We start from the raw sequence: 22,852 nt of genomic DNA on the forward strand, positions 1-22,852 counted from the left end.
CCCCCCCCCCCCTTGCCTGTTTCGACCGTACCGAGTAGGAGCCGAGAGCATTTCCGGATCGGATGGAATCATCCGATCCATAAGGAAATGCTCCAGTATCAACACCTTGAGCCAGCCCTTCTCGTCTGGATCGCTTCGATCCAGACGAGAAGGGCTGGCTCTAGAGCCGGCCGCAAGGCGGCCAGCGTCGTCCGGCGTCGGGGCTCAGGACGGATCCCAGGTGATGTCGACCCGTCGGTTGAGGATATCGATCGCACCACGCGGATAAATGTCGGTTTGCTCGATCGGGCGCGGCTCGCGCTTGCCCTGACCGACGATGTCGTATCGCGCCGCGACCCCTGCCGACGTCAGATAGCGTGCGACCGCTTCGGCCCGCCGCTTCGAGATCGCCAGGTTGCGGGCATCAGGGCCGCGGCCATCGGTGTGGCCGACGATTCGGATCACCGGCGTCTCGGCAGTCCGCAGCCTCGCCGCAAGGGCATCGAGTTCGCGGCGGGCTGCCGGCCCCAGAGCGATCGACCCGTTGCCGAAGAGAACACTGATCGCCCGGCGGGTGGCGTGGCAGCACCCGCACCGGCACCTCACATCCTGTGGGGCTTTCAGGTCGGCGCCCTGCCCGGCGGTGCTTGCCAACAAGTAGGTCTCCTCCGCACGGTTGCGCAGGAATTTCGTCTTGGAAAGGTGATCGGCCGGCAATTCTGCCAGACTGTCGAGCCTTTCGATCGCCTGGCGAAAGGAATGATGGGCCGCCGCGTAGCGGCCGATCCGAAGATCGAGGTCGGCGAGCCGCCACCAGGCATCCCACAGGCCGCCATGTTTGGCGGCCTGTTCGACCAGGGGCCGAATGCGATCGTCGCCGGCGCCGCGTGCGGACATGTCGTCGACCTCCCGCAGCAGCATCGCGCCATAGGCGTGTCGGGCCTTGGCGGCGATTCCCTCAGGGCAGGCGTCTGCGATGGGGGCCAGCTGCGCCAGGGCATCGTCCCGGGCCCGCGTCTTGACGGCGGTGGCAAAGACCTCGAGCACGTCCCTGCAGGCGGCCGCATCGGCCGGCCCCGGCGCCAAGAGAAGGGCGCCGAATGCGATTCCCGCCAAGCCAAGTCGCTTTTGCATGGGCTGTCTCCTGGACGATACCGTCTGTCGGCAGGATCGCAGCCTTGCCGCCATCGCGTCCGGCCGCAAGTCGGTCGCGGATGCGGTGCCTTTGCAGGGTGACATTTCGATTGGCGGGGGGCGTCGGAATCGGTCGGCCGGATCGCCAAGCGTAAAAATGCAGAATAACCGTCCATACACGATATAGATATTCATAAAAATCGTAATATGAAATGTAAATATATGTAAACATGTCTTGTGTGCGAGCTTATAAGCGTCAAACAATAGCATCAATACATATTTATTTTTTTAATTTTGGTAGGAGATTGTGAAATTACTGGAAGTTCAAGGCATAAGAACGAACGGATCGATGAATGGAAGGCAAGAAAAATGCCGTGTTGTTTATTCTATAGCTCCGGGGCCTGTCTTGCCGGTTGCGCGGGTTTGGGCTCATAGTCTGGTCCAGCGGAGAGGCGCGGAGGTCGTGCCGGCTTCGGACAGAATTCAGGCCTCCAATCGAGACCGGGGGGACGACGATGGACGTGAAGCAGGTTCTGGGAACGGGCCGGCGCGCCCGCAAGGCGGCGGTGCTGGGCGTCGCATTGGTGACGGGCCTTGCCGCAGGCGAGGCGATCTCGATGCGCACCGGCGTGGCTGCCGAGGCGGATGCGGGCCTGCTGCGCATGGCGCAGGCGGACCCGATGCGCGGGCTCGGGCGGACGTCGAATTTCGACGAGGAGCCGAGCATCGACGATCTGGCGCGTAGCCGGACGCGCACCGACCGCATCCTCGACGGTACGCAGGCGGAGGCCGGCAAGTGGCCGAGCATGGCGGCGATCTTCATCCAGCGCCAGGGCGAGAAGCCGTTCAACTTCTGCGGCGGCACGGTCATTTCGGAGCGCTGGATCTTGACTGCGGCCCATTGCGCCGCCGCCATGAAGAAGCAGAGCAATGCCAGCTTCTTCATCCGCGAAGGCACCAACGATCTGAACGGCGGCAGCAAGAACGACGTGCAGGTGGCCGAGATCGTCGCCCATCCGGACTATGACGGCTCGCGCACCCTGAACGACGTGGCGCTGCTGCGCCTGTCCGGTACGGCCAAGTCGCCGCGGCAGAGTCTCGCCAGCGGGCCGCTGATGGGACAGCTGGTGGTGCCGGACCGCAAGGGCACCGTGATCGGCTTCGGAGCCACCTCGGAAGGTGGCGACGCCTCGGCCCAGCTGATGCAGGTCGACGTTCCGGTGGTCAAGCAGAACCGCTGCCAGGAAGTCTACGGCAACGACCGTATCACCAATGCCAATTATTGCGCCGGCTACGACAAGGGCGGCAAGGATTCCTGCCAGGGCGACTCGGGCGGCCCGATGTTCGTGCCCGGTCGCAACGGCGAGTTCCTGCAGGTCGGCGTGGTCAGCTGGGGCAAGGGCTGCGGCCGTCCCAACCTGCCGGGCGTCTATGCCTCGGTCGGTCATTTCGAGCGCTGGATCCGCGAACGCGTCAGCGATGCCGACTTCCAGGCGCAGCCGGGGCCGGAAAAGCCGGTCGTCGCCGGCACCGAACAGGCGCTCGGCTCCGTCACGCAGGGCGCCCAGACGACCGACAAGCCGAGCCAGAATGCCCAGGTCAAAGTCGAGATCGTGCAGGGTCTGCGGCTGAAGGTCGGCCAGTTCCTGGATATCCGCGTGATCTCGTCGGTGAGCGGCCGGCTCGCCCTGTTCAACCAGGACTCCAACGGCCGCTCCTACCAGATCTTCCCGTCCAAGGGCATGCCCAGCGGCCAGGAGAACGGGGCGATCGCCCGCATCGACGCCGGCCGGCTTCTCGGGGTTCCCTCCGCCAAGCAGCGCCAGCAGGGCTTCCGCTTCCAGGTCACCCCGCCGGTCGGCCCTAACCGTCTGATCGCGCTGGTCCTGCCCGAGCGCGTCAAGGTCGACGATGTGCTCGGCCGCTATGCCGACGGCTCGGACATTCCGAATCTCGACCAGATGCTGGCCGAACTGGTCGATCGTGAGGTCCGCACCCGCGGCATCCAGGCCGTCAAGGTCGAGGCGCCGACCGACCGTGCGGTGTCCGAGTTCGAATACGAGATCGTCCAGTGAGCCGCCCGGCGCGGCGCCCCGGAACGGGCGCTGCGCCGCCCCGCCGCCCCTGGCCCGCAGACCGGGCCGGTGCGGCGGCTTGTCTGGTCCCGAGATGAAGACAGAGCCGCGGCGGATCAGGTCCGACCGTTTGGCCCCCGACGGAGACGACTCATGAACCGCACATCGCTGTGGCTTGCCGGAGCCCTCCTGATCGCCGGCACCTCCGCCGGCCTGTCCGACGATGCTACGCCTGCGCCGGCAGCACCGCCGCCGGCCGGCACGCCAGCCCCTGCGGCAGCCCCGGCCCCATCTGTTGCCGCGACCCCGGCGCCGGCCGCCATCACGCCGGCACCGGCGACCACCGCAGCCCCGCCTGCCACGGCAGCCGCCGGGTCCGAGCCCGGCTGTGCGGCAGGCGGTCCGAGCGGATCCGTCGCCTGGCCGATCGGCGCCGCCGAGAAGGCCGTCGGCACCTCTCAGACCGGCCTCGCCCTCGGGCTCCTGGCCAAGCTGGCGCCGGCCGGCTCGGCCGAGACCGTGACCGTCTCGCCGACGGGTCTGACCGCGGTGCTGACCGCGCTCGAACTCGGTGCCGACGAGCCGATGCGCAAGGGCATCGAGAAATTTCTCGGCGGGGAGAAGACCCCCGCCAAGGCGGCCGAACTGCGCCGCGCGCTGCGCCGGTTGGGTGCCGACAAGCCCGGCACCGGGCCGCTCGCCTCCGCCGATGCGCTGTTCGTCGACGAGGGGCTGGGCCTGAAGCCTGGCATCGGCGAGACCCTGCTGGCCGAAGCCGGCGTCCCGGTCCGCACGGTCGCGCTGACGACCGACGCGGGCGTCAAGGCGGTCAACGGCTTCGTGTCCGAGGCCACCAAAGGGTTGATCCCGACCATCCTCGACACGCCCGGCGCCAACACGGCGATGGTCGCCGTCAACGCCTTCCACTTCCGCGACTGCTGGGCGGTGCCGTTCGATCCGGCCGATACGCGGCCGATGCCCTTCACCGGTGGCGACGGCAAGAAGGCCGAGGTGCCGACCATGCGGATCGACGGCAAGCCGTTCGCCATGAAGGTGCAGGGCCGCTTCGCGGCGGTCGAACTGCCCTATCGCGATGCGCGCTATGCCATGACGCTGGTCACCACAACGGATGCTCCGGCCGACGCCACCGCCTTCGCCAAGGCGCCGGCGCCCGCCCTGCTGGCCGGCGAGGGCCTCGCCGAAACCGAGATCGAACTGTCGCTGCCCGGCTTCTCGGCCGAGAACAGCCGCGATCTGCTGCCGCTCCTGAAACAGGGCGGTCTTGCCGCCGGCCTCGCCTCGCCGAAGAGCCTGGCCGGCTTCGCCGACGGCCTGTCGCTCTCCGCCATGCTGCAGAAGACGGTCGTCGCGGTCGACGAGGCCGGCACGGTGGCGGCCGGGGCGACGGCTGCGGTCGTCACCCGCTCCGCCGGCCCGCGCCTGCCGCGCGTCACCTTCGACAAACCGTTCGTCTTCGCCCTGCGCCACAAGCCGACCGGTCTCGTGGTGATGGCCGGCTATGTCGGCCTGCCCAAAGCAGCCGCCAAGTGAATGACGGCCGGACGGCGCGCGTGCGCCGTCCGGCCCCGCCACCAAGCCCCGCCACCAAGCCCCGCCACCAAGCCCCGCCACCAAGCCCCGTCACCCGGTCGAGGCCCGAGCGATCATGATCCCATCAGTCCGGAACGTCGTTCTCGCAGCCTTCCTGGCCGCCCCCTGGGCATTGGCCGCCGCGCCGGCGGCCGCGCAGGATGACTGGATGCGGTGCCGGGGCAGCGATGCGGCCGCCGCGATCGAAGCCTGCACGCGGATTGCGGACAGCGCGTCGCTCTCGGCCGAAACCCGCGCCCGCGCCCTGTTCAACCGCGCCGTCGCCTACGGATCGCGCAAGGACCGCGACCGGCAGAAGGCCGATCTCGACGCCTCGATCCGCCTGCATCCGACGGCGAGCGCCTATTTCGGGCGCGGTCTTTGGCATCGGGACGTGACACGGAGCGCCGAACGGCAGATCGCCGACTACGACGCGGCTCTGGCACTCGATCCCCAACTGGTCGGCGCTCTGATGAACAAGGCGACCGTCCTCGGCGATGCCGGCCGCACCCGCGAGGCGATCGCGCTGCTCGATCGGGCGATCGCTGCCGAGCCCGCCAATGCCGGCGCCTGGAACAATCGCGGCAATCTGAACGGCCGCGTCGACCGGGCCGCCGGCCAGCGGGACTGGAACCGCGCCGCAAAGCTCGATGCCAATCTGGCGGATCTCTACAAGCAGGGCATGCGCACGGTGGTCATTTCGGCCCCGGCCAAGTTCTTCGACGTGCCGGGCGACCTCCAGGTCGCCAAGGCGCCCGATGCTCCCGCGCCTGGACCGTCGCGACCGGAGACCGGCGTGGCCGCGGCTCCGCCGCCGGCCACCGGCAATGCCGTCGCGCCGGTGGCCGGCGCCGTCGTGCCGCGCGCCGGCCGGCGGGTCGCGCTGGTCATCGGCAACAACAACTACGTCCATATCGATCGCCTCGAGCGGGCGGTTTCGGATGCTGATGCTGTTGCCCGGGTGCTGACGGCGATCGGCTACGACGTTCGCAAGGGGACCAATCTCGACCGCAGCGCGATCAATCGCCTGGTGGCCGACTTCGAAGCCACGATCGGCAAGGCCGAGGTGGCCCTGATCTACTATGCGGGTCACGGCGTCTCGATCGACAATGCCGGCTATATCCTGCCCGTCGACATGCCGAAGGTCCCGGCCGGAGCCGCGGGCCTGATCCGCGACGAGGCCGTCTCGATCGATGCGCTCATCCAGCGCACGCGTCGCGCCGGCGGGGCGAAGGTGGTGGCGATCATCGATGCCTGCCGGGACAACCCCTTCACGATCGAGGGCGCACGCGGCGGCGTGCCGACCCGTGGCCTCGGCCGGATCGAATCCCAGAGCGGGACCTTCGTCCTGATGTCGGCCGGCTATGGCCAGCTTGCGCTCGACCGGCTGTCCGAGACCGACCGCGATCCGAACTCGATCTTCACGCGACGCCTGATCCCGCTGCTTCAGAAGCCCGGGCTGACCCACCTCCAGATCGCCAAGCAATTGCAGCGCGAGGTGCGCGACCTGGCGCAGAGCGTCAAGCACGTCCAGCAGCCTGCCTTCTATGACGAGATTGCCGAGGATGTTGTGCTGAACTGACCCGATGCCAGCACCCGGCCTCGTCCGCCGGGACCCCGCGGCCGATTGCCGGAACGGCCGCGCTGGCGACCCAAGTCCTTGTTTCCCATTGCCGCGTCGTGTCGGAATGTTTCCGTCCGGCGAGAACTTGCGCTAGGCTCGCGGCGCATTCGCCGGATGGGATGCGGCCCGGATCGCTCGGCCGCCGTTCCATCCGGTGGCCCGGGGGGAGGCGATGAGCGACAACGACATCTTTGCCGATCAGCAGGCGATCGCGGCCGATCTCGATCTGCTCGAAGGCCTGCTGTGGTCGCGGGCCACACTCTCCGAGCGGCTTGCCTCGGCGAGCCTGTCGCGCGATCCGGACGTGCTCGACACGCTGCGCATCGAATCCATGTACCAGTTCGCGGAATTCTTCTTCTTGCTGCGCGCGCGGGGGATCGAAGAGGTCGAGCAGATCGAACAGCTTGCAGACGTGCACAATGCCCATATCGTCGGGCTGACCAAGGATGCCGAGAAGATGCGGCGGCTGGGTCTGCGCAAGCAGCGCCTGCTCGACGCGATGTTCACGTCCGATACCCTACCGCGGCTGCTGCAGAACTGGCGCGATCGGCCCGGGCAGCTCGATCAGTCGAATCTCGCGCGCTTCCTGGTGACGGTCATGTCCACCGAAACCGCCCGCAAGCTGGCGGTGGCGGCCGCGGAGGGCGGCTTCCTGGATCGGGTCAAGTCGCCTTACGGCACCGTGCTGGTGCGGTCGACCGGCGTCATGGAACAGATCTTCGGCGCCACCGTGCGCGACCTGCGCACCAAGATCCTCGCATCGCGCGCCGGCGCCGGCGTCTGATCGGCGGCAAACGGCAACGGCCGCCGATCAGGCGGCCGTCGAGAGCGGTGCGGGCATGCGGTCCGGATCAGTTGCACATCCAGACCGGGCCGAAATAGCCGGGGACCCAATGGCAGGTCGGATGATAGAAGCCGTAGATATCGTAGTATCCGGCTTCAGCCATGCCGGCGGCAGCCAGCATCATGGCGGCGGCGGCGAAAGCAATGGTGGCGTATTTGCGGGTCATGGTCGTCTCCCTCAAGTGATCAGGTCGGGATCCTGTGCCCGATCCTTGGAGACGACTATGCCGATGGCTGCCGAGCGGCGGAAGGCCCGCCGGCTCCTATCGGATTGGCGGGTTCCTCGTGATTTCCCGGCGCCAGGGCAGAGGCCGGCAGACGATCAGGACTCGGTCGTCAGCCGCTTGCGGGCGAAACGCTCGAGCGCGAAGCCGATCACCGCGATGCACAGCATGGTGGTGAAGAAGTAGCCGAGGTCGACCGACTTGCTCTCATACTGGCTGTAGAAGGCTGATCGTGCCAGTTCGATCGGATGCATCAGCGGATTCCAGACGATGATCTCGCGCATGGTCGGCGGCATGTAGTCGACCACGAACATCTTACCCGAGAACAGGTACTGGGCACGGCGGACGATCGAGTAGGCCTTGCCCCAGACCGGGAAGAAGACCTCCAGCGAAGCATTGAAGACGCCGAGGACGAATCCATACAGACCGGCCATCAGGATGGCGAAATAGACGCGGAGGATATCTTTCGGCCATATGACCTGGTCGGGATAGAAGCTCTGAATGAAGAAGTTATGGCTGACCAGGAAGACATGATAGATCGTCAGCATGACGAACATGGTCATGATGAATTCGGTCGCATAGATATCGAACGGGGTGATCACCGGGAAGGCGAGGATGACCTTGTTCTTGGTCATCGAAGCCGAGATGTCGGCTTCCGTACGGTTGAAGCAGTAGAAAACCACGACGCCGTTGAGAAAGAACAGCATCATGCTGCTGCCGAGCGGCGGTGCCGGGTTCATCTCGTAGCGCAGCAGCGACATTCCGACGATGAAGGCAAGCGGTTCGATGAAGATGCCCGCAAAGCCGAGTCGTCCCCGGCTGCTCATCATCAATTCGCGATGGAACAGAGCCTTGATGTTATTGTATAGTAGTAAGGCCGGTGAGCCGTAAGGAGATTTGTGGCTCTTGGCGTGTCCCATGTGATGCGATGCTCCTCGGACAAGAGACGAGCGCCGCTTCTATCATGCGAGGACTTGAGTACAAAGCATCGAAGTATGAGATTTCGATAACATGAGATGACCGAATTGATAACTTGATTGGCCCGGACGGCGTGTTCACGGTCAAATCTGCTGTCAATTCTGCGGACTTGCGGGCAGGCAGCCCGTTCCGGTATCGCCGCAGGGCGCTCGCGCATCACCGGGTTCTGATCGGATCGGGCTCGTCCGGCCGTCGGCCGCCGATCCGGGCGGCTCAGTATCGGTAGGCGGTCCGGAAGCCGCCCCAATGACGGCCGTCGATCAGGATCGGCACGTCGATCTCCTTCATCATCACGATCTTGCCGCCGCCGAGGTCGCGCGGATAGCTTTGCACCAGGAACGGGCGCATGTTGCGCGCGGCGAGGAGGCCGGCGCGATCGTCGAAGATGCGGCGGTTGCGGGCGTTGGCCGCGTTCCAGACCGGATCGCCGCGGCGCTGCGGATGGGAATAGACCCGATTGTGTACCGGCAGCCAGCCGTTCACGTCGACGGCCGCCGCAAAGGTCATGCGCGCATCCTCCGCCAGCAGCGGCTCCTGGATCGGCGGCAGCAGTCTGTCGAGGCTGCCCAAGGCCCGGTTGGCATATTGCTGCGGGTCGCTGTCCGGGATCGGGGCATAGTCGGTATCAAACAGGTCGGCGGACGACATTTCGCCGCGCCGGATCGCGGCGGCCAGCGTCTCGCCGATCGCGCCCGCCCCGCGCTTGGCGCGCTCGATCCCCTGCTCGAAGTCGGCCGCGACCTTGACGACGCACGCCGCAACGGCGGCCGGGACCGGCGTCCGAAAGGCGATGTGGCAGCCGAGCGGACTGTTCGCCACGACATGCCCATCGACCGGTCCGATACCGGCAATGTCGAGCGAGACCGGCTCGCCGACGCGGGGCGCCTCGCCGGACACGGCAACGAGCACGCCGCCGAGCGACAGGTCGACCGTCTTCACGGTCGCGGCGTGGCGTCCGCGGAACTGGCCGGCCAGTTCGACCGGCCAACGGTCGAAGCGTCGGCGATCGGCCTCCGGCGTCTGGCGCAGCACCGTGACCAGCTGGCGCGTCATTTCCTGGACCGAGCGGCCGATCGCGTTTCCGGCGGTCTCGACGTCCTGGACGACGCGGACGGCCTGATCGGTCGCGGCCCGGATCGAATGCGCCCGTGCTGCCACGCCTTCGGTGAAGCCGGTGGTCTCCGTCGCGCTGCGGCTGGCCTCGGCGACCCGCGCCTCCTGCGCGGCGACCGCGCTGGCCACCGCGGCTGCGGCCGGGCGAATGCGGCCGATGGTTTCGATGACCCGCGATACTGCGGCAATCGAGGTCTCGGCGGTCTGGTGCAAGGTCGCGATACGGCGGGAAATCTCGTCGGTCGCCTTGCGCGTCTCGACCGACAGGGCCTTGACCTCGCTTGCCACCACGGCGAAGCCGCGGCCGGCGGCACCCGCGCGCGCCGCCTCGATGGTGGCGTTGAGGGCGAGCAGATTGGTCTGTCCGGCGACATCGGCGATCAGCGTCACGACGGACTGGATTTGTCCGACCGCCCCCTGCAGATCGGCCACGCTGCGGGTCGCCGCGGCTCCGGCATCCTCGGCCTCGGCGACGAGACGGTCGGATTGCTGGGCCTGCCGGCCGACTTCGCCGTTGGCCGCGGCGAAACTCCCGATGGCCTCGGCCAGTCCGACCATGTCGCTGCGCGCCGTCTCGGTCTCTCCGGCCAGCCTTCCGGCATCGTTGCGGATCGCGGTTGCGGCTTCCGCGCTGGTGCCGGCGGCCTGCAGCATGGCCTGCACGACGCCGGCGAGTCGGCTTTCCGCGCGCTTCAGATCCCCCTCGATCAGCGCGACGACTTCGGCGATCGCAGCCTGGGAGGCGGCCGGGCGATCCGGCGCGCCGGAATCCTCCTGCGCCGGAGGATCGGCTGCAGGCATACCGGGGGAGTGCGACCGGAAGGCGAGGAATCGTCGGAGCATAGACGGACCAGGGCAGAAGGAGGCCGAGTCAGGGTCGACCGATATGGTAAGGGAACAGTTAAGAGAATTCGAATGTACTGCCTAAGATTGTGGCATACTCGCGGGACTTATGGCCCGGACGCTACGGCATTGGTCGAATTGCATCCTCCGCTTCTTCATCCGCACGGAGAACCGACGGTGTGGGCACCGGGCCTGACCCGGACCCACTGGCCCGCGGCGGCGGGCTGGAGTATGGAGAGCCGCCGGCATCGGGCCGGCGATCGGCAGGCGGTCGGATGGCATGAGTGCGGAATTGAAGCGGAAGGCGGCCGAGGTTGCGCTGACCCATGTCCGTCCGGGCATGCGGCTTGGCCTGGGGACCGGCTCGACCGCGGAGGAGTTCGTCAAGCTGCTCGGGCCGCGCGTGGCCGCTGGGCTCGACGTGATCGGCGTGCCGACCTCGGAGCGCACGGCCGCACTGGCGGCCTCGCTCGGCATCCGCTTGGCGACGCTGGACGAACTGCCCGAGCTCGACCTGACCATCGACGGCGCGGACGAAATCGGGCCGCGGCTGGCGCTGGTCAAGGGCGGCGGCGGGGCACTGCTGCGCGAGAAGATCGTCGCCGCGGCTTCGGCCCGCATGATCGTCATTGCCGACAGCGCCAAGGTGGTGGCCGAGCTCGGCGCCTTTCCGCTGCCCATCGAGGTGGTGCCCTTCGGCCTGGAGGCGACGCGTCGCGCCATCGTGGCGCGGGCCGCGGCACTCGGCCTCGAAGGTCCGGTGCGACTGCGGATGGCCGGCGACCGACCCTACCTGACTGACGGCGGTCATCTGATTCTCGACGCATCTTTTCGCCGGATTCCGCAGCCAGAAGCGCTCGCACTGGCGCTTTCCGGCATTCCGGGTTGCGTGGAGCATGGCCTGTTCATCGGCCTCGCCAGTCTCGCCGTCGTGGCGGGACCGGGCGGGGTCTCCCTTCTCGAGCCCTGACCATCCATCGGAGTGACATCGATGATCCGAACCCTCGCCAAGCCTCTCGCCGTTCTGGGCGTTCTCGTTGCGCTCTCGAGCGGCGCCGCGGCCCAGGAGTTTGCCAAGGACCACATCGCCTCCGCCCGTGCCGCCATTGAGGCGTCGAGGGTTTCCGAGGGCTTCGACAATATCCTGCTGGTGGTCGCACAGCAGACCAAGGGCCTGTTCCAGCGCTCCAATCCGGCGCTGATGCCGACCATCGAAGAGGTCACCAACAAGGTCGCCATCGACATGGCTGCCCGTCGCGTCGACCTCGACAAGGAGATCCAGCGGATCTGGGCCTCCAAATTCTCGAAGGCCGAACTGGATGAGATCGCCAAGTTCTACAACTCTGCGGTCGGCAAGAAACTCGCCAACGAAACCCAGGGCATGGTGGCGGCCTCGGCCCAGTTCGTCGTGAAGTGGCAGCAGCAGCTGTCCCAGGACATGGTGGCGAAGGTGCGCGAGGAGATGAAGGCGCGCGGTCACGCGCTCTGACCTGATCTTCTCCAGGTCGCCGGCCGGCGGGAGGACCATCGGATTCCGGTGACCTGCCATGCCGGGCGTGAAAGTCGCATCGCCCGGTCGTAAATGAGGGCTTGGCGCCGGTTATGCGGCGCCCGGCGGATCTATTCCCGCGCCGTCGGCACGAGCCGGGCGGCCCGCTGCCCGACGGGCCGGCGGGCGATGGGGCAGCCGGACCGGTTCGGGGCAAGCGTGATGAGCCATGACTACGACCTCTTCGTGATCGGCGCCGGGTCCGGCGGCGTGCGCGCCGCCCGGATCGCGGCCCAGCACGGTGCGCGCGTCGCGATCGCCGAGGAATATCGCATCGGCGGCACCTGCGTGATCCGGGGCTGCGTGCCCAAGAAGCTGATGGTCTATGCGTCGCGCTTTGCCGACGAGTTCGCCGATGCGGCCGGCTTCGGCTGGACCGTCGGGGAGACCCGCTTCGACTGGGCGACCCTGATCGCCAACAAGGACCGCGAGATCGCGCGGCTCGAAGGGATCTACCGGTCCAATCTCGCCAAGGCCGGCGTTGTCATTCTCGAAAGCCGGGCCGTGGTCGCAGGGCCGCACGCGGTCGAACTGGTTGCCACTGGCGAGCGGATCACGGCGGGTACCATTCTGGTCGCGACGGGCGGCCGGGCCGAGGTCGACGAACGCCTCCCGGGCGTCGAGCATGTCGTCACCTCGAACGAGATGTTCCATCTGGAGCATCAGCCGCGGCGTCTGGTCGTGGCCGGCGGCGGCTATATCGCAGTCGAGTTCGCCTCGCTGATGGCCGGGCTCGGCACCGAGACGACGCTGGTCTATCGCGGCGAAGAGATTTTGCGCGGCTTCGATCGCGAGGTCCGCCGGCATGTCCATGCCGAACTCGAAAGGCGTGGCGTCCGCATCGTTTGCGGCGATATCTTCAGCCGGATCGAGAAGACCGCGGACGGTCTCGACGTGACCCTGCGCTCGGGCGGGCGGCTCGTTGCCGACACTGTCATGATGGCGATCGGGCGCCGTCCCAACACGGCCGGTCTCGGCCTGGAGGCGGCCGGCGTCGCGCTCGATGCCAAGGGCGCGGTGGTGGTCGACGCGCAGAGCCGCAGTTCGGTCCCGTCGATCTATGCGGTCGGCGACGTGACCGATCGGTTCAATCTGACCCCGGTCGCGATCCGCGAGGGCCATGCCTTTGCCGACACGGTATTCGGCGGCCGGCCGGTCACGGTCGACCACCAATTGGTTCCGACGGCGGTGTTCACCACGCCGGAGGTCGGCACGGTGGGGCTGACCGAGGATGCGGTCATCGAGACCGGCCGGGCCTACGACGTCTACCGCGCCACCTTCCGGCCGATGCGGGCGACGCTGTCGGGCCGCGAGGAACGCATGCTCATGAAGCTGCTGGTGGACGGGGAGACCGACCGGGTGCTCGGCTGCCACATCGTCGGTCCGGATGCCGGCGAGATGGTGCAACTGATCGGGATCGCGCTGAAGATGGGGGCCACCAAGGCCGATTTCGATGCCACCATGGCGGTGCATCCGACCGCCGCGGAAGAACTGGTGACGATGCGGGTCCCGTCGGAGCGGCACCCGGCTCGGATCCCGGCGGCAGGAGGCTGACCGGTCGGAGACGAAGCGGCGCGGTCCGAAAGGCCGAAGCGGGGGGCGTTGTCTTCCGCTCGCGAGCCTGCTATCAGCGCTGCGCTTGAGACGAGCCTCAAAGGAAGGCGTATGCCGGAACGCTCGAGAGCGTTCAGATGATCCGCAGCTGACGAGCGGAACCCAAAACCGAACATCGCGAAATTCGACAGGAGGTCCCGGTCCGACACGACCGGCGGCCCCTCGGCCGATCGATTTCCGGGTTCGGGCATTGTCCCGGCAGGGCTAGGAGATCAGCGCCCATGGCGCATACCGACATCGATACGGTCGCGGTCGACCCGGACCTCCCGCAGGGCGGTGCGGGCGTCGGCCCGATCCAGGGCGCCGCCGGCGCGGCCGCACCGGGTCTCGCCCATGGCGCGACGCAATCAGGCCTGCTGGCCGCGCTTGGCATCGTCTTCGGCGACATCGGGACGAGCCCGATCTACACGCTCGATACCGCCCTCAAGATCGGCGTCATCCAGCCGATCCAGGCCGACGTGCTCGGCTTCCTGTCGCTGGCCATCTGGTCGCTGCTGATCGTGGTCGGCGTCTGGTACGCGGCCTTCATCATGCGCGCCGACAATCGCGGGGAGGGCGGCATCTTCGCCCTGATGGCGCTGGCGCACCAGTCCGCCCCCAACATGGCCGGCTTCATCGCCGTGCTCGGCATCATCGGCGCCTCGCTGTTCTATGGTGATGCGGTCATCACCCCGGCCATCTCGGTGCTGTCGGCCGTCGAAGGCCTCTCGGTCACGGCGCCGGCCCTCGACCATCTGGTGCTGCCGCTCGCCCTCGTGATCCTGACCACGCTCTTCGCCGTCCAGCGCGGCGGCGCCTCGCGGGTCGGCGGCTGGTTCGGACCGATCATGATGGTCTGGTTCGGCGTCCTCGCCGTCCTCGGTCTCTGGCAGATCGTTCAGTATCCGGTCGTGCTGGCCGCCTTCGATCCGCGTTGGGGCCTTTCCTTCCTGCTGCATGCCGGCTGGGGCGCCTTCGCCATCCTGGCCGTGGTGGTTCTGGCGGTGACCGGCGCGGAGGCGCTCTATGCCGACATGGGGCATGTCGGCCGGCAGGCCGTGCGCAAGGCGTTCGTTTTCGTCGTCGCGCCTTCGCTGATCCTCAACTATCTCGGGCAGGGCGCGCATGCCCTGCGCGATCCGGTCAACGGCGCCCACGACACCTTCTTCCATCTCGTCCCGCCGGCCATGCAGCCCTTCCTGGTCGTGCTCGCGACGCTGGCGACCGTGATCGCCAGCCAGGCGGTGATCTCGGGCGCCTTCGCCGTCACCCACCAGGCGTCCCATCTCGGCTTCTGGCCGCGTGTCGAGACGCGCCACACCTCGGCCGCGGAACGCGGGCAGGTCTATGTACCGTCGGTCAATCTGGTCCTGTTCATGGCGGTGATCACCGTCGTGCTGGTATTCCAGAAATCGGAGAAGCTCGCCGAGGCCTATGGCTTCGCGGTCACCGGCACCATGGTGGTGACATCGATGCTGGCCTTCCTGGTGGCGCGCAAGGTCTGGGGCTGGCCGGCGTGGAAGGCGATTCCGGTGGTCGCCTTCTTCATGCTGTTCGACGTGTCCTTCTTCCTGTCCTGCGCCACCAAGGTGCTGCACGGAGCCTGGCTGCCGCTGGTGCTCGGCGTGCTGCTGATCCTGGTGATGGCCGGCTGGCGGATGGGCCGCACCCGGCTCGCCGCCCGGCGCCGGCATGAAGGCGTGCCGCTGAAGATCGCCCTGTCGGCCTTGCGCAGCCCGCGCGTCGAACATGTCCGCGGCACGGCGGTCTATCTGATGGAAGACAAGACGCTGGCGCCGCGCGCCTTCCTGCACAATCTGAAGCACAACAAGGCCTGCCACCAGCAGATCGTCTTCCTGTCGATCCAGACGACCGATACGCCGTGGATCGAGGATGCCTGTCGGGTCAAGGCGGAGACGCTTGGCGAGGGACTGGCTCTGGTCCAGGTCCGGTTCGGCTTCATGGAGGCACCCGACGTGCCGGCCGCCGTCAAGGCGACCGAGACCATGGGGGTCCATATCGACCGCAAGGATCTCAGCTATTTCGTCAGCCGCGCCCATCTGGTCGAGGGCGACGAGGGCGGTCTGTGGACCTGGCTGCGCGGTCTGTTCATCTTCCTCTACCGCAACCAGGCCGAACCGGCAGAATATTACAACATCCCGCATGGCCGCGTGGTCGATCTCGGCTCGCAGATCACAATCTGAAGGCCGGCGGGGTCCGATGGCTGACGACCGGCGGGGCAGGCGGCCCCGCCTTGCCCGGGCGGTCGGCGGACGGCTACACTCGGCACCTTCGTGCTGACGGCGGGCTCCAGGGCCCGGCGCCGCGGCCGGCGTTTCGCGCTCAGTCGACGAAGTATTCGGGCCGTTCGACGGAATAGCGGAGCAGGGCCTCGCCGAGCGTGTCGATATGCGCCGCAGCGACGTCGCTGGCAATCACGCTGTCATGCTTGCGCAGCGCGGCTACGATCTCCCGGTGATGCTCCTGGAAGGTCTGATTGAGCCAGATGTCGCTCGGCAGCATGCGGGCGGCGCGCGCCGTCATGGCCAGGCCGATATCGACCTGCGTGACGAGCTTTCCGAAGCCGCTGCTGCCGGCGATGGCGAGATGAAATGCGTGGTTGGCAGCCACGTATTTCGTCTCGTCACGGTTCTGGAGCGCCTCGTCGAGATCGGCCACGATGGCGTCGAGCTTGGCCAGGTCCGCCTCGGTCGCGCGCTCGGCCATCCGACGGGTGGCGTAGCTTTCGAGTGCGGCGCGAATGCCCAGGCTCTCGGCGATCGCCTTCCGGCTGAGCCGGGTGACGTAGCTGCCCCGCTGCGGCAGGACCTCGACTAGCCCTTCTCGCTCTAGCTGTGATAGTGCAGTCGTGACCGGTTGTCGGGATACGTTCATTTCTCGGCACAGGACGGACTTGTCGATGAAGGACCCCGGCGGCAGTTTCATTTCCACAATCATGCTGCGGATGGCGCGATAGCAAGATTCCGACTTCTTTTCATATCTATTTTCTTGAATAAAATCGGTATTCCCACGCGCACGAGTCATGACAAGAGACGCCCTTCTAAGTTCATTTTGTAAGAGTAAATTCCTTAAAGTTTATTGCGATGTCAACGCTGAATTGAAACTTGATAGGCTCGGATGAGGCTTTGGTCGTATAAATCTACTAGGCTCAGTGTTATTACGTTATATTGACAAGTGCCTATATGAAGTCTCTTCGGTGCTGACGCAGCGGCGAGGCGGCTGCGGCCGGATCGAAACGGGTGGCGGTAGCATCGCAGGGCCGTGGCGTGTATAAGCGTGCCCCAAATCAAGACGGGGGCTCGTTCAGGCCGGCCCGGGGTGGAGTGCGCTGTAATGACCGACAAAATGGCGGCGAGGGGTTGGTCCCCGGATAGCTGGCGGACAAAGCCGATCGTCCAGGTGCCGGACTATCCCGACAAGGCGATCCTGCACGCCGTCGAGGACGATCTCAGGACCTGGCCGCCGCTGGCCATTGCCGACGAGGCGCGCAAGCTGGAGTTGGCGCTGGCACGCGTCTGCGAACGCCGCGCCTTTCTGCTTCAGGGCGGCGATTGCGCCGAGAGCTTCTCCGAGCATTCCGCGAACAACATCCGCGACTTCTTCAAGGTATTCCTGTCGATGGCGGTCGTGCTGACCTATTCGGCGGCCTTGCCGGTCGTGAAGGTCGGTCGGATTGCAGGCCAGTTCGCCAAGCCGCGCTCGTCCAATGTCGAGAAGCGCGGCGACGTCGAACTCCCAGCCTATCGCGGCGACATCATCAACGGCTTCGACTTCTCGCCGGAAAGCCGGATCCCCGATCCGACGCGGATGCGCATGGTCTATCGGCAATCGGCCGCAACGCTGAACCTGTTGCGCGGCTTCGCGACCGGCGGCTATTCCAAGCTCGAGCGCGTCAACCGTTGGATGCTCGATTTCCTGATCGACAGCCCGGTCGCCGAGCAGTATCAGGAACTGGCGGACCGGATCACCGAGGCACTCGAATTCATGGCCTCCTGCGGCCTGACCGCCGACACGGTCCCGCAGTTGCAGGGCGTGCATTTTTATACCAGCCATGAGGCGCTGCTGCTGCCCTACGAGGAGGCGCTGACGCGCGAGGACTCCGTCGAGGGCGGCTGGTACGACACCTCGGCGCACATGCTCTGGATCGGCGACCGCACCCGCCAGCCGGATCACGCGCATATCGAGTATATGCGCGGCATCGAGAACCCGATCGGCCTGAAATGCGGCCCCTCGCTGACCCCCGACGGTCTGCTCGAACTCATCGACGTGCTCAATCCGTCGAACCGTCCGGGCCGCCTGACGCTGATCGCGCGTTTCGGCTCCGACAAGGTCGGCAAGCACCTGCCGGCCCTGATCCGCGCCGTCGAGCGGGAGGGGCGCAACGTCATCTGGTCCTGCGATCCGATGCACGGCAACACCATCACGTCGTCGTCCAGCCACAAGACCCGTCCGTTCGGCCGCATCTTGGAGGAGGTCCAGGCCTTCTTCGACATCCATCGCACGGAGGGCACCTATGCGGGTGGCGTGCATCTGGAGATGACCGGCAAGAACGTCACCGAATGCACCGGCGGCGCGGTGGCAATCCAGGATGCCGATCTCGGCAACCAGTACGACACCCTGTGCGACCCGCGTCTCAATGCCCGGCAGGCGCTGGAACTCGCCTTCCTGATCGCCGCCGAGTTGAAGAAGGACCGGTCGATGCGGCCGAGCACCCTGCTGGCGGCAGCGGAGTGAATCGGCCCGCGTGACGGCGTTCTCCGGCCCTTCGAACGGTTGACGTTGCGGAGGCCGGAGACGTAGCGGCAAGGCGCGGCGGCTCCGGCCGTAAACGGCGCCTTGTCCATACCGTTCATAAAGATTCCTGCATTTGTAAAAAATTGGTATTTTGGGCCGAGCCTCCCGGTGGAACGGGACTTTGCCATGGTCGACAGGGAAGCGCTCTACAGGGATATCGCGCTGTCGCTGGACGTCGGCTACTGGATGCTCGATTGCGCGCGCGAGAGCATCTACTGGCCGAAGGGACTGGGCGTCGAGAAGGTCCACAAGAGCTACGGGTGGACGCCGCTCGGCGAGGTGGCGCAATTCTACGACGAGCCGGAGCGGCTGCGCTTCTTCGGCTACGTGCGTGATCTCCTCGCCAATCCCAACAGCGACCGGCGTCTCGACATCGTGGCGCGCGGCCCGGCCGGTGCCCGGATTCCGCTGCGCATGTGCGGCCGGGCGGTCCGCGACGACCGCGATCTCTATATCTTCGGCATGATCGAGGTATCACCCGTTCCGCGCGAACGCGACGACGGGGCCCGGCAGTCCAGCGCCCTGCTCGACAGCGTCCTGGCCGCTACCGACAGCGGCGTTATTCTGTTCGACGAGTCCATGACCCTGCGCCGGGCCAATGCCGCAGCGCTGCAGATGTTCGCACCGGCCGGGGAGGGCGCGGCGGCACCGGCGGCGGTAGCGGAGCGGTTGCCGGCGGAGATGATGAAGACCGTCGCCGAGGCTTTCGCGCGCCGGGCCGGGACGGCCGGCCGGATCATCCTCGCCGACGGGCGGCGGGCGATGTGGCGCGCCACGCCCTATTGGCTCGGTCCCCAGGGACCGCGCGGCGGACTCCTGGTCGTCAATGCCGCGGGTGCGGCGCGCGCGCCCGCGCCGGCCGCGCCGGCCGGCCGCTTCGACGTGCTCGAAAACCTCGCCCATCCGGCGGTGATCGTCTCGGCGACCGGGGCCGATCTGAAATTCGCCAACCGGCCGGCACGGCATATGCTGCATCTGGCCGACAATGCGCGCTATCGCGTGCGCAACCTCTTTGAGGTGGCCGGCCCGATGGCTGTCGCCCGGGTGCAGCCGCCCGATCCGCGCGCCGACATCCTGCCGGTCGCCCTGCCGATGGGCGCGCGCATCGCCCGCATGGGCGAGGCCGACGAGGATTTGTTGTTCGTCGAGTATCTCTACCGCTAGGGTTCGGGACCGTCGCCGTGCGCGATGGCCGGCGGCCGGCTCAGCCGTAGTCGAAATCGATCAGTTCGTAGCGGTCGAAACGCGTCGGGGCGCTTCCGGCGGCCTCGGCGGAACCGTCGTCGCGAATGTGCAGCGTCAGCGGCGATCGGCGGAGCGCGGTCGGCACGGTGAATCCCGGAACGGCGCCGATGGCCGGATTCAGGCCCGCATAGATGAAGGCGGGGCGCCGACTGCGTCGGCATGCGGCCGCGATCGCGCCCCGGATCTCGCTGCCCACGGTTTCGGCGCCGGGCCGGGCGAACAGGCCCAGAATGCACAGGACCGGCAGCCCGCCCATCCGTGCGCGGCGGGACAGCAGGAGGACGTTGTCGGTCGCCTCGATGCCGTAGCGGTGCCGGGGTTTGCCGAGGCGGCGCAGAAGAGTTTCGGCCGTCCAGGCAATCCCGTCGCCCCGTTCGTCGGCGAGGCGGCTCTCGAACAGGGCCAGAATCTCGGCGCCGCCGAGGCGGTCGAGATCCTGCGACAGGAAAACGGCTCGCGTCGAGCCGAGCCCGAGGCCGATCCGAGCCTCCAGCCGGTGACAGGGCGGCGCCTTGGCGAAGCGCTCGACGACCGGCGCGGCGGTCGCATTGGGCACGCCGAGCATGAAGCGGATGCCTTCGGCCCGGCACTGCGTCATGCCCTCGCGATACATCCGGATCATCAGGGGACCGGAGCGATGGTCCGCCTCGACGCATTGGTCGACCACCAGCACGCCCTGATGCAGGCCGCCGCGGTGGCGGATCGTCTGGCGCAGCAGCACCAACTGGCCGACCTTGCGCTCGGCCGTCGAGACCCCGATGACGATCGCACCCTGCGAGAAGGCGTCCCGGTAGAGCCATTCCAGCGCCGCGGGCGAGAAACTGCGGCCGAAGGCTGCCGAGGCCATGCGGGCGGTCGCGGCGAAATCGACGCGCGGTTCGCGGGCGATGGTCAGGGCTGCGGTCATCGAGGCGTTCCGGTCGGTCTGAGGCCCCAACCGATAGCGCAACCGTCGGGCGCAGTGTGAAGATCCGCATTTTTGCCTTAACGGATCGCCGCGCCGCGCTCTTGCCGCTCCCGCGCCGGCGCGATAAATCCGAGGCCATGACCGACCGCCTGAAGATCGCCATCGCGCAGCTCAACCCGACCGTCGGCGATATCGCCGGCAACCTCGTCAAGGCGCGCCGGGGCCGTGCCGAGGCGGTCGCGCTCGGGGCCGATCTGGTCGTGTTCACCGAACTCTTCATTGCGGGCTATCCGCCGGAGGATTTGGTGCTGAAGCCGGCCTTCCAGGCCGCCTGCATGCGTGCGGTCGAGGATCTGGCCGGCGACACCGCGGACGGCGGGCCATCGGTCCTGATCGGCTCGCCTTGGCGTGACGGCGAACGGCTGCACAATGCGGTGGCGCTCTTGTCGGGCGGGCGCATCGATGCGGTGCGCTACAAGGTCGACCTGCCCAATTACGGACCCTTCGACGAGAAGCGGGTCTTTGCGGCGGGGCCGCTGCCCGGGCCGGTCACGGTCAAGGGTGTCCGGATCGGCGTGCCGATCTGCGAGGACATCTGGACCGACGAGGTCACGGAGTGCCTGGCCGAGACCGGCGCCGAGATCCTGATCGTACCGAACGGCTCGCCCTATTGGCGCGACAAGACGGACGAGCGCATCCAGGTGGCCGTCGCGCGCGTGGTCGAGACCGGGCTGCCGCTGATCTACGCCAACCAACTCGGCGGCCAGGACGAACTGGTCTTCGACGGCGCCTCCTTCGCGCTCAATGCCGATCGCAGCCTTGCCTTCCAGATGCCGGCCTTCGAGGAGGCCGTGGCGCTGGTCGTCTACGAGCGGGACGGGGAGGGCTGGCGCTGCACCGAGGGGCCGATGGCGCGCCTGGCCGAGGGGGCTGAGGCCGACTGGGCCGCCTGCATGCTGGGTCTGCGCGACTATGTCGACAAGAACCGGTTTCCGGGCGTCGTGCTCGGTCTCTCGGGCGGCATCGATTCCGCTGTCGTTGCCGCCCTTGCGGTCGATGCGCTCGGGCCGCAGCGCGTCCACTGCATCATGATGCCCTATCGCTACACCTCCGGCGAAAGCCTGAGCGATGCGGCCGCCTGCGCCGAGGCACTCGGCGTGCGCTACGACACGGTGCCGATCGCCCCCGCGGTTGAAGGCTTCCTCGAACTGCTGTCGCCGCTCTTTGCCGGAACCAACAGCGGGATCACGGAAGAGAATTTGCAGTCGCGCACCCGCGGCACGATCCTGATGGCGGTCTCCAACAAGTTCGGCGCCATGGTGCTGACCACCGGCAACAAGTCCGAGATGTCGGTCGGCTACGCGACCCTATACGGCGACATGAATGGCGGCTTCAACCCGATCAAGGACCTGTACAAGATGCAGGTCTTCGCGCTCGCCCGCTGGCGCAACGCGCAAGTTCCGGCCGGCGCGCTCGGCCCGGGCGGCACGGTGATCCCGGTCAACATCATCGACAAGGCGCCGTCGGCGGAACTGCGCGAGAACCAGAAGGACGAGGATTCGCTGCCGCCCTATCCGGTGCTCGACGCGATCCTGGAGGCGCTGGTCGAAAACGAGACGCCGATCGCCCAGATCGCCGCCGCCGGCTATGACCTCGACACCGTGCGCCGGGTCGAGAGCCTGCTGCGGGTGGCCGAATACAAGCGCCGGCAGGCGGCGCCGGGCGTCAAGATCACGCGCAAGAATTTCGGCCGCGACCGGCGCTACCCGATCACCAACGGCTTCCGCGATCCCGGCCTGCCGGTCGCCTTCGGCCGCAGCGTCAAGGCGCGGCTGCCGCGCGGCGATGCAGGCGATTTTTGAGGGTCGCAGCCTGGCCGGGTCGGATCGGGCCGACGCCATCCGAAATGCGGGGAGCGCCCGAAGCCTTTGGGGCCTGCGCATTTCGGCTCGCCGGCGACGGTCGCGCATGTGCGAAATGTGCGGGCGCCGTCGTCCTTCGGCAGCAAGGGTGCTAACGTCCGGGCACTCGCCGCGCCGCGCCCGGAGATTCCCATGTTCGGCCTTTCGTCCTGCACCACCTCGATCCTGCTGATCGCCGCCCTGTTCCTGCTCGCCGGCTTCCTGTTCGTGGTCGTCGGCATGGGCGGCCACCGGCTCGTCCGCGAAGCCGGGGCCAACCATTCGGTGATGATGGTCCCGCTGAACCTCTATCGGACCGGTCACTACGGCGCGAAATGCGAGGTGCCGCGCAGCCGTCTCGCCGGCCTCAACAACATTGCGATCGTGATCCTGATCGTGGCCATCCTCTGTCTGTTCGCCCGTTCGCCGGCCTGCTGAT

At 67.3% G+C, this 22,852-nt stretch carries 18 protein-coding genes; 12 read left to right on the top strand and 6 right to left on the bottom strand.

The genetic code is table 11. The features are described from left to right. Positions 1 to 204: 204 nt before the first annotated feature. Positions 205 to 1,113, bottom strand: coding sequence for an OmpA family protein (locus KL771_RS23935; protein ID WP_261971029.1), 909 nt, complete (start codon positions 1,111 to 1,113; stop codon positions 205 to 207). 515 nt (positions 1,114 to 1,628) lie between these two features. Between KL771_RS23935 and KL771_RS23940 the strand changes: the two genes are divergently transcribed. From KL771_RS23940 to KL771_RS23955, 4 genes are all read left to right on the top strand, one after another. Further along, positions 1,629 to 3,188 carry a trypsin-like serine protease gene (locus KL771_RS23940; RefSeq protein WP_261971030.1) on the top strand — a complete coding sequence of 520 codons (1,560 nt, stop codon included), beginning with the start codon at positions 1,629 to 1,631 and terminating at the stop codon, positions 3,186 to 3,188. A 153-nt stretch (positions 3,189 to 3,341) separates the two neighbouring features. Then, a complete protein-coding gene (locus KL771_RS23945) occupies positions 3,342 to 4,739 on the top strand; it encodes a serpin family protein (protein WP_261971031.1) in 1,398 nt (465 codons plus the stop codon). A 115-nt stretch (positions 4,740 to 4,854) separates the two neighbouring features. Next, complete coding sequence (locus KL771_RS23950; protein ID WP_261971032.1) at positions 4,855 to 6,360, top strand: caspase family protein; 1,506 nt, start codon at positions 4,855 to 4,857, stop codon at positions 6,358 to 6,360. Positions 6,361 to 6,574: 214 nt separating this feature from the next. Next, a complete protein-coding gene (locus KL771_RS23955) occupies positions 6,575 to 7,186 on the top strand; it encodes a hypothetical protein (protein WP_261971033.1) in 612 nt (203 codons plus the stop codon). A gap of 67 nt (positions 7,187 to 7,253) precedes the next feature. Here KL771_RS23955 and KL771_RS23960 read toward each other — a convergent pair whose 3' ends face one another. The 3 genes from KL771_RS23960 to KL771_RS28325 all read right to left on the bottom strand — a co-directional run bounded on the left by KL771_RS23960 (position 7,254) and on the right by KL771_RS28325 (position 10,361). Continuing rightward, positions 7,254 to 7,412, bottom strand: coding sequence for a hypothetical protein (locus tag KL771_RS23960; RefSeq protein WP_261971034.1), 159 nt, complete (start codon positions 7,410 to 7,412; stop codon positions 7,254 to 7,256). A 155-nt stretch (positions 7,413 to 7,567) separates the two neighbouring features. Continuing rightward, positions 7,568 to 8,389, bottom strand: coding sequence for an ABC transporter permease (locus KL771_RS23965; protein ID WP_261971035.1), 822 nt, complete (start codon positions 8,387 to 8,389; stop codon positions 7,568 to 7,570). Positions 8,390 to 8,660: 271 nt separating this feature from the next. Next, positions 8,661 to 10,361, bottom strand: coding sequence for a methyl-accepting chemotaxis protein (locus KL771_RS28325; RefSeq protein WP_315901524.1), 1,701 nt, complete (start codon positions 10,359 to 10,361; stop codon positions 8,661 to 8,663). A gap of 322 nt (positions 10,362 to 10,683) precedes the next feature. On the opposite strand from KL771_RS28325, the gene rpiA reads away from it, so the two are divergent. From rpiA to KL771_RS23995, 4 genes are all read left to right on the top strand, one after another. Beyond that, a complete protein-coding gene (rpiA, locus tag KL771_RS23980; protein ID WP_261971036.1) occupies positions 10,684 to 11,373 on the top strand; it encodes a ribose-5-phosphate isomerase RpiA in 690 nt (229 codons plus the stop codon). A 21-nt stretch (positions 11,374 to 11,394) separates the two neighbouring features. Further along, complete coding sequence (locus KL771_RS23985; RefSeq protein WP_261971037.1) at positions 11,395 to 11,892, top strand: DUF2059 domain-containing protein; 498 nt, start codon at positions 11,395 to 11,397, stop codon at positions 11,890 to 11,892. A 219-nt stretch (positions 11,893 to 12,111) separates the two neighbouring features. Further along, entirely contained in the window at positions 12,112 to 13,506 is a 1,395-nt protein-coding gene (gene gor / locus KL771_RS23990; RefSeq protein ID WP_261971038.1) for a glutathione-disulfide reductase, read from the top strand. Between the two features lie 281 nt (positions 13,507 to 13,787). Further along, positions 13,788 to 15,749 (top strand): potassium transporter Kup, encoded by a 1,962-nt coding sequence (locus KL771_RS23995; protein WP_261971039.1) that lies wholly within the window; start codon positions 13,788 to 13,790, stop codon positions 15,747 to 15,749. Between the two features lie 139 nt (positions 15,750 to 15,888). Here the strand turns inward: KL771_RS23995 and KL771_RS24000 are convergent, their stop codons facing one another. Beyond that, complete coding sequence (locus KL771_RS24000; RefSeq protein ID WP_261971040.1) at positions 15,889 to 16,590, bottom strand: GntR family transcriptional regulator; 702 nt, start codon at positions 16,588 to 16,590, stop codon at positions 15,889 to 15,891. Positions 16,591 to 16,899: 309 nt separating this feature from the next. Between KL771_RS24000 and KL771_RS24005 the strand changes: the two genes are divergently transcribed. Both KL771_RS24005 and KL771_RS24010 read left to right on the top strand, forming a co-directional pair. Then, complete coding sequence (locus KL771_RS24005; protein WP_390867605.1) at positions 16,900 to 18,300, top strand: class II 3-deoxy-7-phosphoheptulonate synthase; 1,401 nt, start codon at positions 16,900 to 16,902, stop codon at positions 18,298 to 18,300. Positions 18,301 to 18,486: 186 nt separating this feature from the next. After that, positions 18,487 to 19,524 carry a PAS domain-containing protein gene (locus KL771_RS24010; RefSeq protein ID WP_261971041.1) on the top strand — a complete coding sequence of 346 codons (1,038 nt, stop codon included), beginning with the start codon at positions 18,487 to 18,489 and terminating at the stop codon, positions 19,522 to 19,524. A gap of 40 nt (positions 19,525 to 19,564) precedes the next feature. On the opposite strand, the gene KL771_RS24015 is transcribed toward KL771_RS24010, so the two are convergent. Continuing rightward, complete coding sequence (locus tag KL771_RS24015) at positions 19,565 to 20,512, bottom strand: GNAT family N-acetyltransferase (protein ID WP_261971042.1); 948 nt, start codon at positions 20,510 to 20,512, stop codon at positions 19,565 to 19,567. A 137-nt stretch (positions 20,513 to 20,649) separates the two neighbouring features. Here KL771_RS24015 and KL771_RS24020 point away from each other — a divergent pair, with 137 nt between their 5' ends. Both KL771_RS24020 and KL771_RS24025 read left to right on the top strand, forming a co-directional pair. Continuing rightward, entirely contained in the window at positions 20,650 to 22,374 is a 1,725-nt protein-coding gene (locus KL771_RS24020; protein ID WP_261971043.1) for an NAD+ synthase, read from the top strand. A gap of 192 nt (positions 22,375 to 22,566) precedes the next feature. Then, positions 22,567 to 22,851, top strand: coding sequence for a hypothetical protein (locus KL771_RS24025; protein WP_261971044.1), 285 nt, complete (start codon positions 22,567 to 22,569; stop codon positions 22,849 to 22,851). Position 22,852 lies beyond the last annotated feature (1 nt).

The sequence above is a fragment of the Prosthecodimorpha staleyi genome (assembly GCF_018729455.1).
In the GTDB taxonomy this organism is placed as follows: domain Bacteria; phylum Pseudomonadota; class Alphaproteobacteria; order Rhizobiales; family Ancalomicrobiaceae; genus Prosthecodimorpha; species Prosthecodimorpha staleyi.